The sequence below is a fragment of the Panacibacter microcysteis genome, assembly GCF_015831355.1.
In the GTDB taxonomy this organism is placed as follows: domain Bacteria; phylum Bacteroidota; class Bacteroidia; order Chitinophagales; family Chitinophagaceae; genus Panacibacter; species Panacibacter microcysteis.
Genome location: NZ_JADWYR010000001.1, coordinates 642,205 through 664,376, shown reverse-complemented (window position 1 = coordinate 664,376; position 22,172 = coordinate 642,205). Strand labels below are relative to the sequence as shown.

The 22,172-nt window shown below is 44.9% G+C and carries 21 protein-coding genes; 7 read left to right on the top strand and 14 right to left on the bottom strand.

The window, feature by feature from the left end; genetic code table 11:
• The first annotated feature begins 25 nt into the window (after positions 1-25).
• Together I5907_RS02700 and rnhA are read left to right on the top strand one after the other, a co-directional pair.
• Positions 26-826, top strand: a complete 801-nt coding sequence (locus I5907_RS02700) for a PhzF family phenazine biosynthesis protein (protein ID WP_196989190.1) — start codon at positions 26-28, stop codon at positions 824-826.
• 89 nt (positions 827-915) lie between these two features.
• Positions 916-1,398: a ribonuclease HI gene (rnhA, locus tag I5907_RS02695; protein ID WP_196989189.1), complete on the top strand. Its 483-nt coding sequence runs from the start codon at positions 916-918 to the stop codon at positions 1,396-1,398.
• A gap of 51 nt (positions 1,399-1,449) precedes the next feature.
• On the opposite strand, the gene I5907_RS02690 is transcribed toward rnhA, so the two are convergent.
• Positions 1,450-2,025, bottom strand: coding sequence for a DUF6580 family putative transport protein (locus I5907_RS02690; protein WP_196989188.1), 576 nt, complete (start codon positions 2,023-2,025; stop codon positions 1,450-1,452).
• Between the two features lie 39 nt (positions 2,026-2,064).
• Positions 2,065-3,279 carry a mannose-6-phosphate isomerase, class I gene (manA, locus tag I5907_RS02685; RefSeq protein ID WP_196989187.1) on the bottom strand — a complete coding sequence of 405 codons (1,215 nt, stop codon included), beginning with the start codon at positions 3,277-3,279 and terminating at the stop codon, positions 2,065-2,067.
• Between the two features lie 64 nt (positions 3,280-3,343).
• Here manA and I5907_RS02680 point away from each other — a divergent pair, with 64 nt between their 5' ends.
• Positions 3,344-3,703, top strand: coding sequence for a YraN family protein (locus I5907_RS02680; RefSeq protein WP_196989186.1), 360 nt, complete (start codon positions 3,344-3,346; stop codon positions 3,701-3,703).
• A gap of 239 nt (positions 3,704-3,942) precedes the next feature.
• Here the strand turns inward: I5907_RS02680 and I5907_RS02675 are convergent, their stop codons facing one another.
• Positions 3,943-4,446, bottom strand: a complete 504-nt coding sequence (locus I5907_RS02675) for a YkgJ family cysteine cluster protein (protein WP_196989185.1) — start codon at positions 4,444-4,446, stop codon at positions 3,943-3,945.
• 304 nt (positions 4,447-4,750) lie between these two features.
• Here I5907_RS02675 and xerD point away from each other — a divergent pair, with 304 nt between their 5' ends.
• Both xerD and I5907_RS02665 read left to right on the top strand, forming a co-directional pair.
• Positions 4,751-5,653, top strand: a complete 903-nt coding sequence (xerD, locus tag I5907_RS02670; protein ID WP_196989184.1) for a site-specific tyrosine recombinase XerD — start codon at positions 4,751-4,753, stop codon at positions 5,651-5,653.
• A 76-nt stretch (positions 5,654-5,729) separates the two neighbouring features.
• On the top strand, positions 5,730-6,305 hold the full coding sequence (locus I5907_RS02665) for a hypothetical protein (protein ID WP_196989183.1): 576 nt from the start codon (positions 5,730-5,732) through the stop codon (positions 6,303-6,305).
• Between the two features lie 111 nt (positions 6,306-6,416).
• Here I5907_RS02665 and I5907_RS02660 read toward each other — a convergent pair whose 3' ends face one another.
• Both I5907_RS02660 and I5907_RS02655 read right to left on the bottom strand, forming a co-directional pair.
• A complete protein-coding gene (locus tag I5907_RS02660) occupies positions 6,417-8,384 on the bottom strand; it encodes a vWA domain-containing protein (protein ID WP_196989182.1) in 1,968 nt (655 codons plus the stop codon).
• 138 nt (positions 8,385-8,522) lie between these two features.
• Positions 8,523-9,539: a carboxypeptidase-like regulatory domain-containing protein gene (locus I5907_RS02655; protein ID WP_196989181.1), complete on the bottom strand. Its 1,017-nt coding sequence runs from the start codon at positions 9,537-9,539 to the stop codon at positions 8,523-8,525.
• Positions 9,540-9,768: 229 nt separating this feature from the next.
• Here I5907_RS02655 and I5907_RS02650 point away from each other — a divergent pair, with 229 nt between their 5' ends.
• A complete protein-coding gene (locus I5907_RS02650) occupies positions 9,769-10,290 on the top strand; it encodes an RNA polymerase sigma factor (protein WP_231401944.1) in 522 nt (173 codons plus the stop codon).
• Positions 10,283-11,599, top strand: a complete 1,317-nt coding sequence (locus I5907_RS02645; protein WP_196989180.1) for an energy transducer TonB — start codon at positions 10,283-10,285, stop codon at positions 11,597-11,599. The genes I5907_RS02650 and I5907_RS02645 overlap by 8 nt, the downstream gene beginning before the upstream one ends.
• An 11-nt stretch (positions 11,600-11,610) precedes the next feature.
• Here I5907_RS02645 and I5907_RS02640 read toward each other — a convergent pair whose 3' ends face one another.
• The 9 genes from I5907_RS02640 to I5907_RS02600 form a co-directional block, all read right to left on the bottom strand.
• Entirely contained in the window at positions 11,611-12,357 is a 747-nt protein-coding gene (locus I5907_RS02640) for a carbohydrate-binding family 9-like protein (protein ID WP_196989179.1), read from the bottom strand.
• Positions 12,358-12,363: 6 nt separating this feature from the next.
• A complete protein-coding gene (locus I5907_RS02635) occupies positions 12,364-12,789 on the bottom strand; it encodes a nuclear transport factor 2 family protein (RefSeq protein WP_196989178.1) in 426 nt (141 codons plus the stop codon).
• A 4-nt stretch (positions 12,790-12,793) separates the two neighbouring features.
• Positions 12,794-13,909 (bottom strand): bile acid:sodium symporter family protein, encoded by a 1,116-nt coding sequence (locus tag I5907_RS02630; RefSeq protein WP_196989177.1) that lies wholly within the window; start codon positions 13,907-13,909, stop codon positions 12,794-12,796.
• Between the two features lie 33 nt (positions 13,910-13,942).
• Positions 13,943-14,872 carry an RraA family protein gene (locus I5907_RS02625; protein ID WP_346266765.1) on the bottom strand — a complete coding sequence of 310 codons (930 nt, stop codon included), beginning with the start codon at positions 14,870-14,872 and terminating at the stop codon, positions 13,943-13,945.
• Between the two features lie 89 nt (positions 14,873-14,961).
• A complete protein-coding gene (locus I5907_RS02620) occupies positions 14,962-15,870 on the bottom strand; it encodes an SMP-30/gluconolactonase/LRE family protein (RefSeq protein ID WP_196989176.1) in 909 nt (302 codons plus the stop codon).
• Positions 15,871-16,061: 191 nt separating this feature from the next.
• Positions 16,062-17,672 carry a beta-N-acetylhexosaminidase gene (locus tag I5907_RS02615; protein ID WP_196989175.1) on the bottom strand — a complete coding sequence of 537 codons (1,611 nt, stop codon included), beginning with the start codon at positions 17,670-17,672 and terminating at the stop codon, positions 16,062-16,064.
• A gap of 53 nt (positions 17,673-17,725) precedes the next feature.
• A complete protein-coding gene (locus I5907_RS02610) occupies positions 17,726-18,985 on the bottom strand; it encodes an amidohydrolase/deacetylase family metallohydrolase (protein WP_196989174.1) in 1,260 nt (419 codons plus the stop codon).
• Between the two features lie 35 nt (positions 18,986-19,020).
• Positions 19,021-20,238 (bottom strand): aminotransferase class V-fold PLP-dependent enzyme, encoded by a 1,218-nt coding sequence (locus I5907_RS02605; protein ID WP_196989173.1) that lies wholly within the window; start codon positions 20,236-20,238, stop codon positions 19,021-19,023.
• A gap of 172 nt (positions 20,239-20,410) precedes the next feature.
• Entirely contained in the window at positions 20,411-22,162 is a 1,752-nt protein-coding gene (locus tag I5907_RS02600; protein WP_196989172.1) for a PQQ-dependent sugar dehydrogenase, read from the bottom strand.
• Positions 22,163-22,172 lie beyond the last annotated feature (10 nt).

The following is a 22,172-nucleotide window of genomic DNA, read 5'->3' as shown; positions in this document are numbered from 1 at the left end:
ATTTGCCCAAACAAATTTCTGCTTTATGAAACTTCCCATATACCAGGTAGATGCATTTACAACTGAAATGTTTGGTGGAAACCCGGCCGCAGTATGTCCACTGCAGCAATGGCTGCCCGATGATCTTATGCAGCAGCTTGGTGCAGAAAACAATCTCGCCGAAACAACTTTCATTGTTAAAGAAGGAGATCAGTATCGCATTCGCTGGTTTACACCTGCTGTAGAGGTTAAACTATGCGGGCATGCAACGCTTGCCACCGCGCATATCTTTTATACAGAGCTTGGTTATGATAAAGATGAAATAGTGTTCAACTCACTAAGCGGGCTTCTAAAAGTAAAGCGTAAAGGCGAAGGCGTTTACACCCTGGATTTTCCGGCAGATAAGCTGCACGCGGTTACAGATATTCCGGATGTAATTTTTGAAGGGTTGAATATTGGCCCCGTGCCTGTTTTTAAATCCTCTATGGATTATTTACTCGTACTGCACACCCGGCAGGAAGTAGAGGCGTTGACACCTGATTTCAAAACACTGTCAACGCTCGATGCACGTGGCGTAATTGTTACTGCAAAGGCAGACGGTGATGAAGCAGATTTTGTATCCCGTTGTTTCTTCCCGCCAAGTGGTATTGATGAAGACCCCGTTACCGGTTCTGCACATACCAGTATGGTGCCTTACTGGGCAGCACAATTAAATAAAACAGCGTTAAAGGCCATACAGGTTTCCGGGCGCAGGGGCTATCTCGATTGCGAATTAAAAGGCGACCGCGTACTCATGAGCGGGAGTGCTGTTACCTATATGAAAGGCGAGTATTACCTGCCTGGATAAAAGGCTGACACAGTGGTTGTTTTCCGCCGGCCCGCATGCAAGCGTTCATTTTTTATTTTGTATGGTGTAAAAAACTTTTCTTCGCAATTATGCAAGGTCACCAGTTAATCATTTATACAGATGGCTCATCGAGGGGTAATCCGGGTCCAGGTGGTTATGGAGCTATACTCATGTGGGGCGAAAGCAGGAAAGAACTTTCAGCAGGTTACCGCCTTACTACCAATAACCGCATGGAGCTGCTTGCCGTTATAAAAGCACTTGAAGCGCTGACCAAAAAAAATATTGCACTAACAATTTATACAGACAGCCAGTACGTGGTAAACAGTGTTGAAAAAAAGTGGTTAGACGGCTGGATAAAAAATGATTTTAAAGGAGGCAAAAAAAACAAGGATCTGTGGCTGCGTTTTTACAAACTCTCGAAAGATTTTACCATACAGTTCAAATGGGTGAAGGGCCATGCAGATAACGCGTTTAACAACCGCTGCGATGTGCTGGCCACACAGGCTGCAGATGGGAAAGATCTTTTGATAGATGAAGTTTACGAACGAGAAACAGGCAGCATCATAAAATAAAAAAAATCCCGAAAGAAACCTTCCGGGATTTTTTTTATCATATAACCAATACTATTTAGCTGTCTGCAACGTAAATTTTCCGCTGAGCAGCCAATGATAAGCTGCAATAAAAACAGGCAGGAAAATAATGGTTGATAAAATGCTGTTCCTGTAAAAAGGAAGACCGGCACGGTAACAGGCCATTAAACCACCAAAGTCATTCGAATAGCCAAGCATGGCCGATTGTGTAGCCCATACAATATAGTTCGAAACCACAAAGAAGATACCCGGGGCTACAACCGCAGAAGCAATGATGCCAGCCGCACCACCCTTGCGAAAGGCCATTCCAAGAAAAGTTATAGCCGCTATCAGCACATAGTTGATCCACTGGTTATCGTAAAAACCGGGAAACTTAAAACCACCAAATGTATAGAGCAACTGTATCAGCACGTCACTTATAAAAAGGCTTAGCAAAGGAAGCAATATTGCCAGCCGCGCATCTTTGATAGAAAAGCCGGCAAATAACGCAACTGCAATTGTTGCAGAAAAACCAGACAGGTTTAAATTCGGGGCGCACAAAACTTTTACAATTGTTGTAACCGCAATAAGTATAAAGAAAAACAGTAACGTTCTTTTGTTGATTTTCATGATAACTTTTTTACAAAGGGCAAAAATAAGGGTTAATTACTAAGGCACAAATGCTTTATAAGCTGTTACGCCTGCTGGTGTGGATATCGTGTAGCTTTCATTGGTTAGAATGGCCACTGTTTCTCCTTTTGCAACGTGCAGGCTTTTAGAAGTGCCCTGTATATCCATTTCACCTTCAATCACAACAATGATCTCTAAAGAACCGGCAGTGCTGCGGTGGGTTTCGTTTTGTTCCAATGCTATTTTGCTGATGCCAAAATCCGCCACCGGGCAAGGGTAAATGATCTCACCGTTTTCTTTCTTTTCACCCTTCATTACATTGGGTACAATGCCTTCAAATACTGTATGCTTTAGTAGTTCGGGTACATCTACATGCTTTGGAGTAAGACCACCGCGCAGTACATTATCGCTGTTGGCCATCAGTTCTACATTTTGCCCTTCGAGGTAGGCGTGTGGTACACCTGCACCCTGGAACACAGCCTCACCAGCATTCGTATGCACAATGTTGAAGAAGTAGATCGAGAAAACACCACGGTCTACATTGCCCCATTCTTCCACCGGTTTTTCCCCGTAAAGTTTCGCAACCCACCAGCCCGGCTCTGCTTTTGTAAGATCGCCTTTTTGTTTCTGCTCAATCGTTCGTTGTATAAGCGGTGTAAGCATGGCATTTACATCCTGCTGCTCCATATACATGCAATGTTCAGAAAGTGCTTTAAAATCCCCTTCACCAAATATGTTGATAAGCGGCTGAAACTCCGGCACATTTTTCAATACCTGCTGCAGTTTGTCCGGTGTTTGAAAACCATGTAATAACCAAAACTCGCTCAGCGCAACCATTACTTCCGGTTTGTGATTGCGGTCTTTATAGTTTCTGAAAGAAGAATCAAGTTTTACACCGGCTGCCTCTTCCGCCTCAAAACCGGCTTTAGCGGCTTCTTTCGTTGGGTGCACCTGTATAGATAACATATCTTTTACATCAAGAATTTTAAAGAGATATGGCAACTCACCAAACGCCCGGTGCACATGACTGCCGATAAACTCCTCATGATGATCCTGTACAAGCTGGTTAAGCGATAGCTCGCCATTGGGCGTACAAACAACAGATGGGGCAGACGGGTGAGCACCCATCCAGTATTCTGCATAAGGTTTGTGTTCGCTGTTGTCTATACCAAGCCATGTCGGTATGTATTCATAACCACCCCATGCATAGTGTTGAATCCTGCCTTTTAGTTTAAATATTTTATCCCGGAACATATTTGTATTTTGATGTGCTGCAAATTAAACGGTATTGTTGTAAAAAAAGCACAAACATCGTTCCATGAGTTATACAAAACTTACAGGCAACAAAGGCGAAGATCTTGCTGCTGCATGGATACTGGAGAAAGGTTACGAAATACTGCACCGCAACTGGCGTTTTAAGCAGTGGGAGGTTGATATTATTGCTGCAAAAGAAAACAGGTTGCATTTCTTCGAGATCAAAACACGTACGTCTGCATTATATGGCCACCCTGAAGAAAGCATTGGCAAAACAAAAATGAAAAGCTTGTTGCGCGCCGCCCAGGAATACCTGTATTTGAATCCTCAATGGAAATTTGTACAGTTCGATGTTTTATCCATCACCATGCTAAAAGCAAGACCTGTAGAGTACTTCCTGATTGAAGATGTATATTTCGATTAACGTAAACGCGATGATGGTTGAATAAATATGGGTACAGGCAGTAGTTTTTCATGGCATCGCCGGTTGTGTCACTCACTTGTACGTTCCGTTTTTATGGCAACTGAAGCGATCACTAAAAGTTTCCCGTTGAGTTTAAGTAATTTAATATAGGGGTAATAAGCACGTTATAAAATCTGCTGGTGGAAAACTTAACCACAGAGTAAAAAGAGTTGTTGCACAGAGTAATTTTTAGTTGCTGATTATACCTCCACTCTTTCCATCATTTTTGTAACCATTAAATAAGTTGCAGGGCAATATATAATATTCTGCTGATGCACATGAATGTACTCCACCATCTTCTTTTTCTTCAGGTGCGGAAAGCCGGCACAGCTTTCAGGTCTTACCGCGTAGATAGAGCACATATTGTCTTTGAGGTTGAGAAACTGGCAGGGTTGTTTATTGTTCACCCAGTCTTTGTCTTTCTTTTCAAAATGCAGCCACTTGCTTTTAAATGCATCGGGCGTCATCTCCAGGTGTGCCGATATGCGTTTAATGTCTTTTTCTGTAAATGTTGGCGTCATTGTTTTGCAACAATTGGCGCAGCTAAGGCAATCAATCTCCTGCCATACTTCTGCATCCAGTTGTTCTGCCAGTTTATCTAAACGCCGCGGCGGATTTTTTTCAACCTTACCAAGAAATTTTTTATAGGCAGTTTTACGATGGCGTGCTTTTTGTTTAAACGAACGGAGATTGACCTTTTCCATATTAAGCGTTGATGTTGGCGAAAATAACTGTTTAATACATACAGCTTTTATTTTGGCTTACCGAGTTATAAACATAACTACATGCGCTGGCAGAAGGTCTCTTTTAACTATAGCTGCATATAAGTTTCTATAGCGTGGAGTACAGCAACAGGCAGCCCGGGCCGCAACGCTGCAGTCGCCATAAAAAACGGAACGTACACGTGTGCGACGCAACAGGCGATGCCATGGAAAGCTACTGCCGGGCTCATCATTTTCTTATTTATATTGCAACATTCAGCATATATCAACAGTAAAATCTGCAAGCATGTGGGATGCCTATAAAAAAGGATTTAAAGCTTACCTGCAACTGGAAAAATCTTTAAGCGATAATTCTGTAGAAGCTTATATGCGTGATGTAGATAAGCTTACAGCATACCTGCTGGCAAACAGTATAATGAAAGCACCGCAGGAAGTAGAACTTAACGACCTGCAGCAGTTTATAAAATGGGTGGCAGAGCTGGGCATGACGGCCACCAGCCAGGCAAGAATTATTTCCGGTATAAGGGGTTTTTATAAATATTGCCTGCTGGAAGATATTGCTAAAGTTGACCCTTCTGCACTGCTGGAAGCGCCAAAGCTAAAGCGTGTATTGCCCGATGTACTGAGCTTTGAAGAAATCGAAAACATTATTTCGCAGATCGACCTTAGCCGTGCAGATGGTGGCCGCAACAAGGCCATCCTCGAAACCATGTACAGTTGCGGCCTCCGGGTTAGTGAAATTGTAGGCCTGCAAATCAGTTGCCTGTACCTGGATGTTGGTTTTATACGGGTAATTGGCAAGGGAGACAAAGAACGCCTGGTACCTATCGGCAGCGATGCTGTTAAATTCATTAAAATCTATAAAGATGAAATACGGGTGCACCAGCCTGTACAAAATGGCGCTTCTGACATTCTCTTTCTCAATAAGCATGGCAAAGGGCTTAGCCGTGTAATGATCTTTTACATTATAAAAGACCTGGCCAGGAAGGCCGGTATCAATAAAAATATTTCACCACACACATTCCGTCATTCATTTGCCACGCATTTGGTAGAGGGCGGTGCCGACCTGCGTGCGGTACAGGAAATGCTGGGGCATGAAAGTATTACCACCACTGAAATTTACACCCACCTCGACCGCGATTTCCTGCGCTCTACCCTGCACCAGTTTCACCCGGCATTCAAGAAATAAACATATGTGGATAACTTGGGGATAATGTAACGTATGCTCCTGTCGTTATTGCCGCAAACCAAACATTCCAATTACTATGAAGAATTTTGCACTGGGTGCATTCATGCTTTGCTGTGTAACAGCCAGAGCGCAGTTGAAGATTCCACTTAAGACCGCCAACGACATCAGCCCCGTTTTGGAAAAAGTGATCTGTGATTATCCCAACGATTTTGCCAACATCAGAGGCGCTTTGCTGGAAGAGCAACCATCGGTTATCAATTACGCCTGTGTATTAAGCATCAGGGGTATGCCACCGGGCATTGTATCGCAATACGGGTACGAAGCCGAGCATGCCTTTAGCTGGAAGAACACATTGCTCGAAACCGGTAATTTCAGTGAAGCCAAAGCGAAGTTTAAACAGTTTTACAACCACATTAAAAAAACCGTAGCGGCCATAGAAAAGCTGGAAATAAAACTGGATGCCGACTACGTGGAGCCGGATGAGTTTAAATCATTCAACATGATAAGGTTTAAGCTGGAAACCATGCAGGATCTTGTAAAAGACGTAACCGTGGAATTGAACATGCAATATGAAATGGACCAGTGGAAGATAACCATGAGTGTGTTTCATATAGAAGATGCAGGCAACAGCATTACCAGTACCAATAACTGACGGGGATCAATAAGGATGAAACATACGGCGGGCGCAGCCCGCCGTATTCATTTTTAAAAAAGAACCCTCCACCAGTGGGAGGATTCTAAAAGGTAGGGCTGTGATAATCGATCAGTCTTTTGCCGTTGCCTTTATACCTTTCAGCAGTGCTGCGTCTTCAGCCAGTTGCAAAAACGCTTTCCGGTAACCTTCTGTGTCTTTGCCGGTAGCAGCAATGCCAAGGCTGTGCACGAGGGCAAAATTGCTCCTGCCTTTATATTTGGAATCACGTAATACCATGCCAAATGAAGCTACCGCGGCGGCAAAACGAAAGTTGTCTGAAGTAGCATTGATGGCCTGTGGCCGGCCGGTAAGCGGAAACTGCAGCAGCCTGCTTACATCGCCATCCGGCGCTTTGTACCGCAGTTTTACATTTAGTATTTCATTGGTGTATACATTGGTAAGTTTTTGTTTTTTTACTTTCTGGTAGCGCAATGCATCCACAGAATCCATCGGTTCATCCGGTGCATGCACAGGTACAATTTCGTACAGCGCTGTTACCGTGTGGCCACTGCCCAGCTCGCCTGCATCTTTCTGATCATTGTTGAAATCTTCTTTGGCAAGCATCCTGTTTTCGTAGCCGATAAGGCGGTACGCTTTTACTTTATCAGGGTTAAACTCCAGTTGCAGTTTTACATCTTTGGCAATGGTGAACAGGGTGCCGCCAAATTCTTTGATAAGCACTTTCTTTGCTTCACTTATACCATCAATGTATGCGTGGTTGCCATTGCCTTTGTCGGCAAGCTTCTGCATTTTGGCATCCTGGTAGTTACCCATGCCATAGCCCAGTACGGTAAGAAAAATATTACTTTTCCTTTCCTGTTCTATCATTTGCTCCAGTGCATCATCGCTGCTGGCGCCTACATTAAAATCGCCATCCGTACAAAGTATTACCCTGTTGTTGCCATCTTTTATAAAGTTTTCCTTTGCTGTTTTATACGCCAGTTGTATACCTGCACCACCGGCGGTGGAGCCGCCCGACTGCAGCCTGTCGATGGCATTTTTTATAGCGCTTTTATTGTCGCCACTGGTTGATGGTAATACAAGCCCGGCATTGCCTGCATACACCACCAGCGCAACTCGATCCTGTTCACGCATCTGGTCAACAAGCAACTTAAGTGATGATTGCACCAGCGGTAATTTATTGGGCTCACCCATGCTGCCACTTACATCTACCAGGAATACCAGGTTAGAGGCCGGCAGGCTTTCTACCGGTATTTTTTTGCCCTGCAAACCTACCAGCACCAGTTCATGGTTGGTATTCCACGGGCACACCGCATATTCCATGTTTACACCAAATGGATCATCCCCTTTGGGTTGCGGATAATCGTAAGAAAAATAATTGATGAGTTCTTCTATCCGTACGGCACCGGCAGGTGGTAATTGACCGTTGCTGATAAACCTTCTTACGTTACTGTAAGCTGCTGCGTCCACATCAATGGAAAAGGTAGATAGCGGGTTGTCGTTTACTTTCATAAAAGGGTTATCAGTAATATGGTCATACCCCTCGGTGTTGAAATCTGTGTTGCCCGGCCAGTATTCTTTGTCTGCATCATCATCCACATCGTAATTATTCAGGGTTTTCGCACCACGTACTTTAATAGATACGTTTGCGCCTGGCGATGCCGGAACATAAACACCTGCAGCTTTTCCCTGCAACAATTCTCCGCCAACGATTGTAACACTACCGGTTAAATCTTTTTTCGGCGCAGGGTAATAACCGGTCACCACTATCTCGTCCAAATGCTGTGTTGACGGGCTGAGTTTGATAACCATATTGTTCTTACCCGATACTTTTATCTCTTTGGCCTGGTAGCCCACACTGGTTATTACGAGTATAGCGTTTTCATCCTGTATACTTATACTGAAAATGCCTTTGTTGTCTGAGGCAGTCGCAACCTGCGTTCCCTTTATCGATATTGTGGCGCCGGCAAGCGGGTTGCCGGCTTCGTCTGTTACGGTGCCCTGTACCATGCGCGACGGTTTAAAGGCAATACAAATCATGCTGAGCATTATGCCCAGGAATAAGATCCTTTTCATATGTGCTTATTTAATGTTTAAAAAAAATGATGTAACCGGCAGCAGAACAAGTATGAGGCACCGGTTGTGTCACTCACTTGTACTGTATATCTATATGCAGCACTCCGAAGCGATCTTCGTAGCGCTTACGGCTTGACTTTATTGTACAATGATTTTATCTGTGTATTGTTTCTTTTTGTTTTTATCAATCAGCCGGATGTAATACAATCCCGCTGCAACGTCAGGTGTTTGTATTTCTGTTACAGTATTTTTATCAGCAGTTATTATATCTCTTGTAACAATAGGTTTACCGTTATTGTCAAGCATTTGTACAACATATTCACCGGTATTTTTTATTGCAAGTTTAAACGCGGTATTGCTTTTAACCGGGTTTGCGTAAATAGTGAAGGCTGTATTGCGAAAAGCCTTTCTGATGACTGTATCAATTTTTTCTCTTGTGCTTATGCTCCTGCCGGCTACCACACCGCCCAGCGTTACAGCCAGTGATGTAACGCATACAGGGTTTAACGCGTAGCTTTTTTCCTCTAATGTAATCATAACGTTCGTGGCTTCCTGTTTAGGAAAATTGTATTCCCTGCTCTCATAACCAAGTGACGATACGTTTACATAAACTGTGTCTGCTACAGAAGGAGTGTGTAATTCAAAGTTTCCCAATGAATCTGTAATTGTATTAGCGATGGAGTTTTTCAGGCTTACTGTTGCAAAAGGAACAGGTATACCATTTTCGTTTTGAACACTTCCCCTGATGATTTTTCCTCCTTGAGTTGGTTCAGCAGATGATACCACAAATCCTGTTAAGGGTTCAATTTTTGTGGAGACAGTGTAAGGTTTTTTTATCAAAACTTTTCCCTTCGTCTGTCCATTTGCCTTGTTAATGAGCAATAGCAAAGGCATTACTGCTGCAACCCACCATACTTTCTTTTTGGGCTGAATGGTTTCATGCATGGGTCTTTCAAGCTGGCCATTGGCAAACCTTCCGCAGGTGTTGCCTGTAGCATTTTTAAAGTAATTAAGCACCTGCTGATCGCTCATCAGACTAAAGTCAATTACCTGTTTATTGCAGCTTGCACAAAATCTTCCTTTGCCTTCGGGTATCATTTTGTTCCAGTCTTCGTGGCAGGGTTCTGGTATATGAAAAAATGTTTGTGGCTTCATACAGTTGGTTTGTAAAACAGATGCACGCCTGAAATTGATTACATAACCTGCCGCAAAAAAATTTGTCTTATTTTGTGCATCGTGCTGTTCACCGTTGTACTAAACGCTGAAGAGTGCGACGCAACGGGTGCCTTATAGTAGTAATGCAGCCGGGTTCATACACTAACTTAACCAGTAATACCTGATTCCAGTAAAGCACATAGAGAAAGCGCCTGAAACTGATGAAGCATTGTTGCTTGCTTTTAAGGAAAGCGGCAGCCAGGATGTGCTTGCCAGGCTTTACCTGCGTTATACCGATCTTGTGTATGGTACCTGTTTAAAGTACCTGAAAGATGCTGAAGCATCGAAAGATGCAGTAATGAATATTTACCAGGAACTTTTACAAAAACTCCCCACGCATGAAGTGCAGAATTTTAAAGGGTGGCTTTATGTACTCACAAAAAATCATTGCCTGATGCAGTTGCGCAGTGCGAAAAAAATGGTTACGGTAGAATTTCAGCCGGCAGTTATGCAATCAGAAGACTTTATGCATCTGGACAGCGTACTGGAGCGGGAACAAGATTTTAAAAAGCTGGAAAATTGTATGGAGCATTTACCGGAAGAACAAAAAAAGACGATCAGGCTATTTTACCTGCAGGATAAATGCTACAATGAAATTGTGGAAGAAACTGGTATGGAATGGAACAAGGTGCGCAGCCTTATTCAAAACGGAAGAAGAAACCTAAAAATATGTATGGAAAAGCATGACTGATCCAGGCGCCCATATTAATTATTCCGCGCAGGATATTGAAAGATACCTGGCCGGTGGCATGAGTGCGAAAGAAATGCACGACATGGAAAAGGCTGCTTTGCAGGATCCTTTTCTTGCCGATGCCATTGAGGGTTACAGCGATGCTGCGATGCAGCATTCTTATAAGCATTTGAATGAGATCAATGCACTTTTACAGGCACCAAAAGAAGCAGCACCCGTAATTGCCATGCCGGCAAAAAGTTTTAACTGGTGGCGGATAGCTGCCATGATCGTTGTGCTTGCCGGCGTAGGTATATTTAGCTGGTACCTGGTTGGTTTGAATAATGCGCCGGCAGGCAAACAGCAGGTTGCGGCAGTGAGGCAGGAAGACTCGCTACCCGTTTCAACACCGCCGCAAACCCTGGCAAAAAAAGCCGACACACAGGCAGGTATTGCAATGGCTGATAACACGGCTGTCGGGCAATCTGCAAGCAGCAGAATGAAACAACCCGGGCTTGCAACAAAACCGGTTCCGCCGGCGGCAAACAAAGCCATGGAAACAACGGTGGAATCAGCAGATGATCAGCCTTTTGTGGCAGCCGCAACAATGGCAGATTCTGTTTCTACTTTCCCGGGAGTAGCGCCGGGCCTGGATATTGCGAAAAACGATACAAAATCAGCAAGGGTGTCGGCGCCTTTACAGGGGCGTGGCGCCGGTTTAATGAACAGTAATCCTGCACTTAACAATTTTTCGGGGTACGTACTTGATAAATTCAACAAGCCCGTGCCGGGCGCTGTAATTGACACCAATAACAAACCGGTTGCATTTACAGATGCAACGGGATTTTTCCAGTTGCAAAGTGCCGACAGCGTGCTGAACGTGTCTGTAAATTCAGTTGGGTATAACCAGGCCAGTGCAGCCCTTTTGACAAAGCGGACAAACAATATTTCGATAGAGCCGGGCAATATGTCGCTCTCAGAAGTAGTGGTTACAGGTTATGGCGCAGGAAAAAAGGCGAAAAGAACATCCGTAAAGGCGGTAGCCGACAGTGCCTACCCCGCAGGTGGCTGGCAATCTTTCCAGGAATATGTGTACCGGCGCATGAATAAAACATTTGATTCAACCAACGGCAGTTTTGTTGATATGCATGGTATGGTAGAGATCGAGTTTTCTATTGATGAGCAAGGAGACTTATACAACCTTGCAATAACAAAATCACTGAATAAAGAAGCCGATGAAAAGATATTACAGGCATTAAAAGAAGGGCCGCGGTGGATAAGTTCCAAAAAGAACGGGCAAAAGAAAAACAAAGTGGTCATCCGGTTCTGATCTCCTGCACACTACTCGAACTGTAACAATCCAAATTTTTCCGGGTCATGATAACTGCCACGCGTTAGCTGCCAGCTTGAATAAACAGGCTCCCTGTCATAATCGATGCGATAAAAATTTGCACGCCATGTACTTCCTTTCGCAGGTGGCATATTATTGAGAGATGAAAGCAATGCATACGGGATGAAAAACTCCGCCGTCCATGTAAAGCGTTTATCAGCACCGGCGGTATTCAATTTTACTGCATGTACAGTGCGGCGGCCTCCGCGGTAGTAAAATGGCAACCAGCCATTGGCATTGCCATTTTTGTTGAAGATGATCAAAGGCAATTCGTAGTTGCGCGGCGATAGTTCATATTCAAAATACACTACCTGCGCTGTATCGGGCCAGAAGAATGCTTCTACCACATCTTCATTAAACAGGTCGCCAAAATCTTCTTTGATCGTTGCTGTTATAAGGCTGTCCTGGCACTCGTAAAGACAATAGATGCCTTTGTCTGAGTATAATATTTTGAAACGCGTCTGGTATTGTATATCTGCAATTGTTAACCGGTTTTCTGTAATATACCAGCCTGCATTTTTTAACTCATTGCTGTTGCGTTGGGTAATCATGTGCCAGGCAGTTGTGCCCCACGCATTGTCGCTGCCATCGCCTGTGACAGCAAAATCAGTGGTCTTCTGAACGGTTATGGCTTTTTCCTGCGCAAATGCTGCTGCGTTGTAAAAGAAAGCAATTGCTGAAAGTATGAACAGTCGCATAGGTTACTACAGTTTAAATGCCTGCCTGGCCAATAATTTCCATTCGTTTTTTTGCTTTTGCCATACGAGCAGAATACCGAGTTTCATCTCACCGCTTTCACCTTTGTTGTTGTAATGAAAAGTAAAAACATGTCTTACTATGCCAATCTTGTCATTTACAGATACGGTCTGGCCGGTAATGTTTCCGTCTGTAAAATCAAACGGGCCGTTTACAATAGCATCTATAAACTGCATCCTGTTTTCTACCTTACCGCCAGAGTGGCCATAACTCAGTTGATCTGCCGTCAGCTTTTCCAGTACGGCCCTGTCTGCGCGTATAATGGCCTGCACCAATGTATCTGTGGCAGCAGCCAATGCCTGTTCGTCTTTCGACTGGCCAAAAGCATGCAAGCAGCATATACCCACTGCAAACAGTAAGAGTAGTTTTTTCATATGATCAGTGTTTTAAAGTAGTAATAGTCTCTTCGTCTGTTCCGTCCTGTTCCTTTACCGGTTTATTGTGCCAGTAAGAAGCAAGAATAGAACCTGTAGAGTTCATCAGCGGCCCGAAGATAGCCGGCGCCAGCCCTACGGTTGCCATTTTACCCATGGCCTTTGCAAGACCAGATGCCATACCGGCATTCTGCATACCTACTTCAATGGCAATGGTACGACAATCACGTTCACTCATTTTAAACAGCCGGCCACTCCAGTAGCCCAGTGTGTAGCCGCATAAATTATGTATCAATACAACGAGTATCAGGGCAGGGCCTATACTCAGCAAATTGTCTCTGCCCGCTGCTGTAATGATCACGATGATAAAGGCAATACCAAACATAGATACCAGCGGCATCGCCTTATCCAGCCAGCCGAGTTTGCCGCTTAAGAAATGATTGAACAACAAACCTGCACCAATGGGTATAATCACCATCTGGAAGATCTCAAACATCATATCAAGTGTGTTGATCTCTATAAATGCGCCTGCCAGCAGCTTCATTAAAAAAGGCGTTACAAATGGCGCAAGCATGGTAGAGACCGCCGTAATGGTTACAGAAAGCGCAAGATTTGCCTTTGCCAAAAACGATATTACATTTGAGGCGGTGCCATTCGGTGAGCAGCCAACCAATACGATGCCCGCAGCTATTTCGGGCGGAAAGCTGGTAAGTTTTGCCAGTGTAAAACCAAGCAGCGGCATAATGATGAAATGACTTACCACACCTATCAAAACGCCCCTGGGCATCTTTACCACACCTGCAAAATCACGCACACTCATAGACGTGCCCATGCCAAACATGATCAGCATGATCAGTGGTTTGATAAGGCCAGACAAGGTAAAACCGTTCCAGCTTATAAAGAATTGCGGGTAGTACAATGCCATGGTAACCGCTGCAAAAATGGTAACGGTATAAGTAAAGCCTTTGAGCGCAGCAAAACCACGAAACCCGATTGCTACCAAAACAAAGAATGCGATCAGTAACGGTCCCGCATTTGCGCCGCTGCCATTTGCAAACATAACAATGGCAGCAATAACACAAACCAGCGCAGCAACGAATGATATTTTGTACAGGTTCATAATCGTTAGAAATAAAGCAGTGGGTTAATCAGTTTACCAGGTTCTTTTTTCCATGAATGCATCCAGTTGCGCTCTTGTAAGCTTAGACTCACCCGGATGTGCATCCAGCCATTTTAAGAAGGCGTTTTTTATTTCATCGGTCCATTGGTTATCTATCTGCCCCGGAGCATACCTGCCACTCTTTAGCATGTCGTGCCCAAACTTATCTTTTAAACCGATGAACTCTGCAGTGCTGATCACTTTTTCTGCAAGATGTGCAGGTATAAACAATACGCCTTCTCTTTCACTGATCACAAGATCGCCGGGCATTACAATGGCATGGCCTATACGTACCGGTGTATTCAATCCCATCAGCACAACGCTTTCAAGATACGAAGGATCGAAGTCTCTTACATACGCGTTAAAGCCTTTTATATCTGCCAGCCCTGCAAGATCTCTTGCCGCACCATCGAATATAACACCGGTGCCTGTTTTGGCGTAAATTGAATTTCCAAGGTTATCACCGATCAGTGTGCCCTGTGCAATCTTACCAAAGCAATCTGCTACGTACACATCACCTTTGGTAAGCGTTTCAATTGGCCATGCATTGGTATTGCCCTTCCTGCCCTGTGCCTTGCCACGTTCTTTGATCTTTGCTTCCACATCGGGCCGGCTGGGCATGTACTGCGCGGTAACCACGCGGCCCACAACCTTTACAGAATCGTTTACCATTTTCCAGTTGCCTTCAAACTGGTTTTTATAGCCCTCATTATTTAATACCTGCCAGGCTTCTTCTATACCGATCTTCCCGGCACGTTCCAGCAGGTCGTCTGGTATTTTTGGCCTGCCATCTGCAAAGCGTTCGCCCTTCCATTCGCCGGTAAGAAAAACGAGTTCTTCTTTTGGCATCGTTTGCGCCTGTGCCGCCGCAGCAAGCATACAGGCCGATAGTAACGCAGCAGAAAATTTTATTACCCTCATCATTGTATAATCTTTTTTTATGTACCCGGCTTTTGTAATGTATGGCATCGCCTGTTGTGTCACTCACTTGTACTGCAGTGCAGGAAGCAGCTTTAGCGCTGCGGTTTAAACTCCCTGCCTGCAACTTCCACGCGAAAAGTTTCCATGTTTCCTTTGTCCTGCAGTGTAACGTATGCGGTTTTGCCATCCGGTCCGCCAAATGCTATATTACTGCTGTTTTTGCCCAGCAAAGGAATTTCTTTCAGCAGTGCTCCGCCAGGAGATACTTTGGCAACAACGCCTTTGCCATAGCGGGTGATGTATAAATTTCCATCCGCATCGCAGCGCATACCATCCATACCAAAATCCGGGAAGCTGATCAATAGTTTTTTATTGCTGATGGTACCGCTATCAGATAAATCGTACACCCACACATTGCGTTGCACCGATTCGTTTACATACAGTTTTTGGTTGTCCGGGCTTACTTCTATGCCATTTGTTGTACCCATGCTGTCTGCCAGCAAAGTAATGCTGCCATCCGTATCTACACGCCATATGCGCCCGGTGCCTGTTTTCCAGTCGGGATCGCTTGCATACAAACGGTCTTTGTTGTCAATGGCAATGTCATTGGGCTGGCTCATGGTTGAATCATGCGCATAAATGCTTACCTGTTTTGTTGCAATAGCTACTTTTAAAATGTTGTGGTTGGTATAATCTGCCACCAGCATTTCGCCTTTGCTGTTAAAGCGTATACCATTGCCTACACTGCCATTGGGTAATGCAACGAATATGCCTGCTTTGCCGCCTGGCGTTATGATGGCGATGGTGCCTTCTTTTGCATAGTTTACCGCATATACGTTGCCTGCATTGTCAACAGCAGGGCCTTCTGCGCCACCGGTAAAACTGTTGTCTGGTGTAAACGCAACTGAATGATAGCGTTCTTTTGTTGCAGGCTCCTGTGCTGTATTGCAGGAAATGATTGCTGCAGACAAAACAAAGCTGGTAAGTGTTTTTTTGATCATACGTTGTAGCGTGTGGTGCAGCGGCGCAGCCGCTGCACCACACGGTTATATTTTATCAACTATTGATTGTTCTTTGTGCCTGTGTAAAACATGCGCTGTGGTGTACTGGAACTGCTGAATAATGTGTTGCTGTACAAGTGAGTGACACAACAGGCGATGCCACCTGCACTGCAGTTGGTTACCCACAAAAACTATTCAGCCCAGGGAACGAGTTTTGATTTATAATAATCGATGTTCAGCGCTTTGAAACGTGGTGCCTGTAAGCCAAGGCGCACTTTATATTCATTCCACCCGCGGCCCTGTACGGGGGACCACCCGATTTCGGCATAGCCGGGCAGGCGCGGAAAAACGAGGTACTCAATATCGTCCATATTGGTAACGGTCTCTGTCCACAATGCTGCTTCAATGCCGAGAATGTTATCACGTTTTATACTGTCTGCATAGTTGGCGGGATCCCAGCTGTAGGCGCTGTCGATCTCTATGTATGCGGCCCAATGCAAGCCAATGCGGCTGGTAGAATCGTACTGCATATCGAGGTACGCTTTTTTTGCAGGTGATACAATTACTTTTGCTCCTTTTGCCACGGCCATTTTCGAGTTTTCGGCATCTGCCCAAAACTGTACGGTTGTGTTTGGCTGAATGGTTGACCATGCAATCTCATCCCACCCGATTACTTTTTTACCATGTGCAATTACCATCTCCTGTACACGGCTCATGAAGGGAATGTAATCTTCTTTTTTTGTTGCATGGCTTTCATCGCCGCCAATATGAATCCACGGGCCGGGGGTTATGGCTGCGAGTTCGCGAATTACATCATCTATAAATTTATAGGTAATCGGTTTTTTTGTGCGCAGTGAGCTGAAGCCTACTTCTGTGCCGGTATAGAGGTTAATGGCGGTATCTTCTTTTTTGTTAAACTCTGTATTGGCCTGCAGGTTGGCTGCCATAGAATCTGCACTATGCAGTTCTTTGTAAGAGGCCAGTGCTGCGTTGGTATGGCCGGGCATATCAATTTCAGGAACGATGTTTACAAATCTTTCCTGTGCGTATTTTACGATGTCTTTGTATTGTTCCTGTGTATAAAAGCCACCTTTGCCGCCACCTACTTCTGTGCTGCCGCCAATTTTTGTAAGCTCCGGCCATGATTTTATTTCTATGCGCCAGCCCTGGTCGTCTGATAAATGCAGGTGCAGGTTATTCATTTTGTACATGGCAATAAGATCGATGTAACGCTTTACATCTTCCACGCTGAAGAAGTGCCTGGCTACATCGAGCATGCTGCTGCGGTATGCGTATTCAGGATAATCGCGTATGGTGCCTGTAGCTATTTGCCAGTCTGCATTTTGCGTGGTGTTCATTTCTATAGCAGCAGGCAATAATTGCCTGATCGTTTGCAAACCGTAAAACCAGCCCGCGGCAGTAGTGGCTGCGATGTTAATGGCCTCTTTTGTAATGGTGAGTTCATAACCTTCTTTACCAAGCGTGGTATCTGCTGAAGTGGTTAAATGAATGCCTTCTTTTGCATCGGGGCCTTTCATCGCATTAATTTCAAGCTCAAAACCTGTAGCAGGCTTTATTTGTGCGACGAACCACCGGGCTACTGCGTTTGCTGTGTCATTCTCTCCATGAATGAAAATGCCTGTTGCTTTTGAAAGCGTAAAAAATTCATTGGAAGGTTTGACCAAAACAGGTTTGGGAATAATGTCTTTAAACGATACTGCCTGTTGCTTTTCTGCATTGTTACATGCAACCAGTGCAACAATAGCTAACAATGCAACAACTGATCTGTTGATTAAACTCATATGGCTTGTTTGTATAAAATTTTTAAAACCGGAATATACCACAGTTTATGTTTTTATTTTTTAGGTTTTGGATAAACAGGGTCCGCAATGCCATTAAGGTCGTATACAATTTTACCAGCCCTGATGGTCATCTCGCATTCAAATTTTTGTTTGCCTTTTACCTTGTAGCCTGTTTTGTCGAAAAAGCCAAAGTCGCCCTGGCGCAGGTTAAGTATGGCAATATCTGCAATACCGCCTACAGAAAGGTTACCCAGTTCTTCGCGTTTGATCACCTTTGCAGGCTCCCACGTACTTGCTTTGATAACATCAATCAATGGCATACCCATCAGTAGAAACTTAGACATTACATCCAACTGGTTTTTCATAGAGGCATTCATACTGCCGGTATGCAGATCGGTACTGATGGTATTGGGGAAAAAGCCTTGTTTTAGTGCCGGTATGGCCTGTGAAAAATTGAAGCTGGCACCACCATAGCCCACATCGAAGACGATGCCTTTTTTCTGTGCATCCCAGATAAAGGGTTTTACTTTATTGGTAGCGGTGTCTACAACCGGCTCTCTTACATCACCATCGAGTAGCGTGTATGTATGTGTATAGATATCGCCCGGTCGCAAATGTTTCATATACAGTTCCTCAATAGAAAGGGGAGGCGTGTTACCGCCAAAATCGATCATTACGGGCATATCTGCCAGTTTGCCGGCTTCTACAGCGCGGTCAACAGGCGTCCACTCAGGGCCGTTGAAATGCGCCACTTTGAAACCCACTACATCCTGTTTGTTTTGTTTGGCCACCAGCGCACTGGCTTTTGGATCCATATCTTCTATCGTTTGTTCATAAGCGCCACCCCGCATGCCTTCACCAACAATATTTAGCAGTGCAAGTACCCTTGTCTGCGAATTGTCGATAATGTTTTTCTTGAAGGTAGGGAAGGACTTCCAGCCGGCGCCACCTGCATCTACCACGGTGGTTACACCTACCCGAAAGGTAAAGCCATCGGGTACCACGGCAACAAGGCCGTTGCTTAAATAATGATCGGGTTCTGTGCCAAAGAAAACGTGTGCATGCATATCAATAAGACCGGGTGTAACGTACAGGCCTTTTGCGTCTACCACCTGTGCAGCCTGTTTGCCATCAATTGATGGTGCCACCTGTGCGATCTTGCCATCTTTCACTGCTACGTCCATCACTGCATCTACTTTGTTTTTGGGGTCAATAACGTGGCCGCCTTTAATAACGATGTCATAGGTTTGTGCAACAACATTGTTTGCTGTTAAAGCCACCAATGCCAGCATCAACCATTGTAGTCTTCTCATGTTCTAAAAATTTATAACTGGTGATAATTTAAAATTTATACACTTGCTAATATCAGTTCTTCCCTGATCCTGTTTGCAACAATTTTATCCTGTCCGGGTTTAAGCATAAAGACGGTGACACGAATCGTATTATCTTTTTCCCAGGAAACTGTTTCGATCGAAGGTTTGCCATTGCGAAGTTTTAAACCCATCTCTTCTTTGGTCAGTTTGATTTTGTTATCGTTCCACGATATTTCAAGAGAAGGCACGTGATTGGCAACAGGCGGTACTACGATGCCGGTAGTTACGCCACTAATATTTTTAACAGCATTGTCAATAACTGCGAGCTGGTCTTCCCACATTTTCCATTCTTTCGCATGGTCTCTTTTTACATAGTTGTCTAAGGCCACATACATGGCAATAATCTCTTCTTTATTCACTTTCATGCCGCGGCCAATATTGCCGCCACCCGGCGGACCGTTTAACCTTGCTGCAGCTACCAGTTCTTTTTTGCCCATCAATATACCGGTGCTTTGCGGACCACACATGGCTTTGCCACCGGAGATGCATACAAGATCAAATCCCATATCGTTATACTTCCAGAGGTTTTCAACGGGTGGCACATCAGCAGCTATATCGATCATTACAGGAATGTTGTGCTGCCTGCCAACCTGCAAAAAAGTAGTATGATCGATTTTACCCGATGCTGCCTCTTTGTTTAAAAACCACAGCATGGCAGTTTTATCATTAATGGCTTTTTCCAGTTCTTCTTTTGTTTCCACGAGTATCGTTTTAGCGCCGGTATTGGTAACGGCATGATCGTAACCGACACTGTGGCTTTTCTGGATGATGACTTCGCTTTTTAGACCATTGGCTTCCGGGTATGGCAGGGTGGCGATCTTCTTTGCATCTGCACCGGTTAAAACGCCTGCTGTACCCAATACTATGGCAGACCAGCAGCCGGCTGTAACCATTGCGGCTTCTGCATGGCAGATTGCGGCGATCTTTGCACCAACTTTATCCTGCACTTCATCCAGCATAACAAACTCGGAAGCGCTTTGCTGAAAAGCTTCCATTACCTCCGCGGGCATGAGCGATGCCGTCATGGCGGTATAAGTGCCGGCGGCATTGATAAATGTACGCAAACCTAGTTCTGCCAATACATCACGTTTTGGTGCGGGTGCCGCTTTTGTTTCTGTTGAGAGTAATGTGCCTGCAACACCACCGGCCAGCGGCAACAACGACATATTTTTTAGCAGCGTTCTCCTTTTCATATGTTAGGTGTTAATATAAATGCTGTAATTTTTTGCCCATTTTTCCATGACCGGTTGCTTACCCTTTGCACCAAAGCCAGTTACTGAATACTAAACCCGGCTGTGCTTTGCCGAAGCATGCACTGCAGTACAAGTGAGTGACACAACCGAAGCATTATAGTAGCAATGCAGCTCACTTCATAACCTGCCGACTTTTGTTTCTTACCTGCATTACGTTTTTTGCCGTAACAGAATCTGCCAGGTTATTAAAATGTTGCCTCAGGTAAGTAAGCACGGACGCGATCTCCTCATCTTTTAAGAAAGCATGCGCCGGCATAATACTGCTAAACGCTTTACCGTTGACGTTGATGGGCGCATCGAGACCGTTTAATACCACATTGATCAATCTTGTTTTATCGCCGGCAACCCAATCAGAATTTTTTACAGGAGGAAAACGTGTACCATCACCTTCACCATTGTACTGGTGGCAGGAAACGCAGTATTGCCTGTAGACCTGCTGGCCCGGCCTTGCCTTGTCTTTATACAGGTTGTCTTTTACCTCATCGGGCGTGCGTATATTGGCGTTGGCTTTGCGTTTTTCCATAGCTGCAAACTGCGCTGCGCCAAAGGCAGCTTTATTGCCCGTGTACATGATGCGCCAGATCTTTCCTTTTTTTGAATCAGTAACGTACAATGACCCATCGGGCCCTTCTGCGAGGCCCATAGGGCGGTATTTTGCATCGCCAGTATTGATGATGGTATCAGTACCCGCAAAGCCATCTGCAAACACCTCCCAGTCGCCGTTTGGCTGACCGTTTTTGAAAGGGACAAATGCCACAATATAACCAGCCTGCGGGTAAGGTGAACGGTTGGTGCTGCCATGGAATGCTATGAATGCACCATGTTTATAATGCTCGGGAAACTGGTTGCCTTTATAAAAAAGCAGGTCATTGGGTGCCCAGTGACCGGGAAAACCGATGAGTGGATCTTTTACAGTGTTGTCACGGGCGGGCAATTTACCATCACCGCCATACTCGGGTGCCAGAACATTTTTGTGTTGTAACTGGTCATAGTAACTGTATGGCCAGCCATAGTTATCGCCCTGCTCTATGCGTATAAATTCTTCTGCGGGTAATACAGCACTCTGCCATAGTGTAAACCTGCCGGGCCATAACATGTGCAAGTCATCACGGCCATGTACGGCTGCGTATAATTTATTATCGTCACTGTTGAAATCCATTGCTACCACACTTCGTATGCCCGTGGCGAATTTTTTGCCGTCTTTCTTTGTAAGATTTGTTTTGTTTGCCTCGAACTGCCAGATGCCTGCATATTCCTCCAGTTCAGGACATGGATCAAGACCCGCAAAGCCCGGGGTGCCGCCGGGTGTTCTTACAAGATCCTGGCAGGCGTTGGAAGGTGCGCCAAAAGGAATATAAATGTGGCCGCTGTTATCAAATGCAACGGGTTTTGTTATGTGCCAGTGAGAGCCGCGAACGTCTTCTTCTGTAAAAACGGTGTCCATCTTTCCTTCGGGTACCAGTTTGCCCGGTGTAAGCAACATGCGGTATACAACAAGTTCTGATGCAAAATAAAGGTAGCCATTGTGTATGCGCATACAGTTAGACAAACTGCCTTCGTTGTCATAATCTCCAAAGTAAGCAGTTGAGTCTGCTTTGCCATCGCCATCGTTATCTCTTAAAGCAAGGTTTCCTTCACCACGCCCGGAGTTGCGCATCTTCACGTAAATATCGCCGTTATCACTCACTGCTATGTGTCGTGCCGGGCCTGTACTATCGGCAACCACTACAGCACCAAAGCCACCTGGTAAAAAGATGCCACCGTTACCGGGATCAGGAGACGGCAATGCCTTACCGCTATTGCAGCCCATGATGCATGGTAGCGAAAGTGCAATAATAACGCTATAGACTACAGTTTTATACATTCAGTACCTG

Coding starts and splice junctions, on each gene's coding strand:
- I5907_RS02700 (WP_196989190.1), top strand. CDS start 26: ATGAAACTTCCCATATACCAGGTAGATGCATTTACAACTGAAATGTTT.
- rnhA (WP_196989189.1), top strand. CDS start 916: ATGCAAGGTCACCAGTTAATCATTTATACAGATGGCTCATCGAGGGGT.
- I5907_RS02690 (WP_196989188.1), bottom strand. CDS start 2,025: ATGAAAATCAACAAAAGAACGTTACTGTTTTTCTTTATACTTATTGCG.
- manA (WP_196989187.1), bottom strand. CDS start 3,279: ATGTTCCGGGATAAAATATTTAAACTAAAAGGCAGGATTCAACACTAT.
- I5907_RS02680 (WP_196989186.1), top strand. CDS start 3,344: ATGAGTTATACAAAACTTACAGGCAACAAAGGCGAAGATCTTGCTGCT.
- I5907_RS02675 (WP_196989185.1), bottom strand. CDS start 4,446: ATGGAAAAGGTCAATCTCCGTTCGTTTAAACAAAAAGCACGCCATCGT.
- xerD (WP_196989184.1), top strand. CDS start 4,751: ATGTGGGATGCCTATAAAAAAGGATTTAAAGCTTACCTGCAACTGGAA.
- I5907_RS02665 (WP_196989183.1), top strand. CDS start 5,730: ATGAAGAATTTTGCACTGGGTGCATTCATGCTTTGCTGTGTAACAGCC.
- I5907_RS02660 (WP_196989182.1), bottom strand. CDS start 8,384: ATGAAAAGGATCTTATTCCTGGGCATAATGCTCAGCATGATTTGTATT.
- I5907_RS02655 (WP_196989181.1), bottom strand. CDS start 9,539: ATGAAGCCACAAACATTTTTTCATATACCAGAACCCTGCCACGAAGAC.
- I5907_RS02645 (WP_196989180.1), top strand. CDS start 10,283: ATGACTGATCCAGGCGCCCATATTAATTATTCCGCGCAGGATATTGAA.
- I5907_RS02640 (WP_196989179.1), bottom strand. CDS start 12,357: ATGCGACTGTTCATACTTTCAGCAATTGCTTTCTTTTACAACGCAGCA.
- I5907_RS02635 (WP_196989178.1), bottom strand. CDS start 12,789: ATGAAAAAACTACTCTTACTGTTTGCAGTGGGTATATGCTGCTTGCAT.
- I5907_RS02630 (WP_196989177.1), bottom strand. CDS start 13,909: ATGAACCTGTACAAAATATCATTCGTTGCTGCGCTGGTTTGTGTTATT.
- I5907_RS02625 (WP_346266765.1), bottom strand. CDS start 14,872: ATGATGAGGGTAATAAAATTTTCTGCTGCGTTACTATCGGCCTGTATG.
- I5907_RS02620 (WP_196989176.1), bottom strand. CDS start 15,870: ATGATCAAAAAAACACTTACCAGCTTTGTTTTGTCTGCAGCAATCATT.
- I5907_RS02615 (WP_196989175.1), bottom strand. CDS start 17,672: ATGAGTTTAATCAACAGATCAGTTGTTGCATTGTTAGCTATTGTTGCA.
- I5907_RS02610 (WP_196989174.1), bottom strand. CDS start 18,985: ATGAGAAGACTACAATGGTTGATGCTGGCATTGGTGGCTTTAACAGCA.
- I5907_RS02605 (WP_196989173.1), bottom strand. CDS start 20,238: ATGAAAAGGAGAACGCTGCTAAAAAATATGTCGTTGTTGCCGCTGGCC.
- I5907_RS02600 (WP_196989172.1), bottom strand. CDS start 22,162: ATGTATAAAACTGTAGTCTATAGCGTTATTATTGCACTTTCGCTACCA.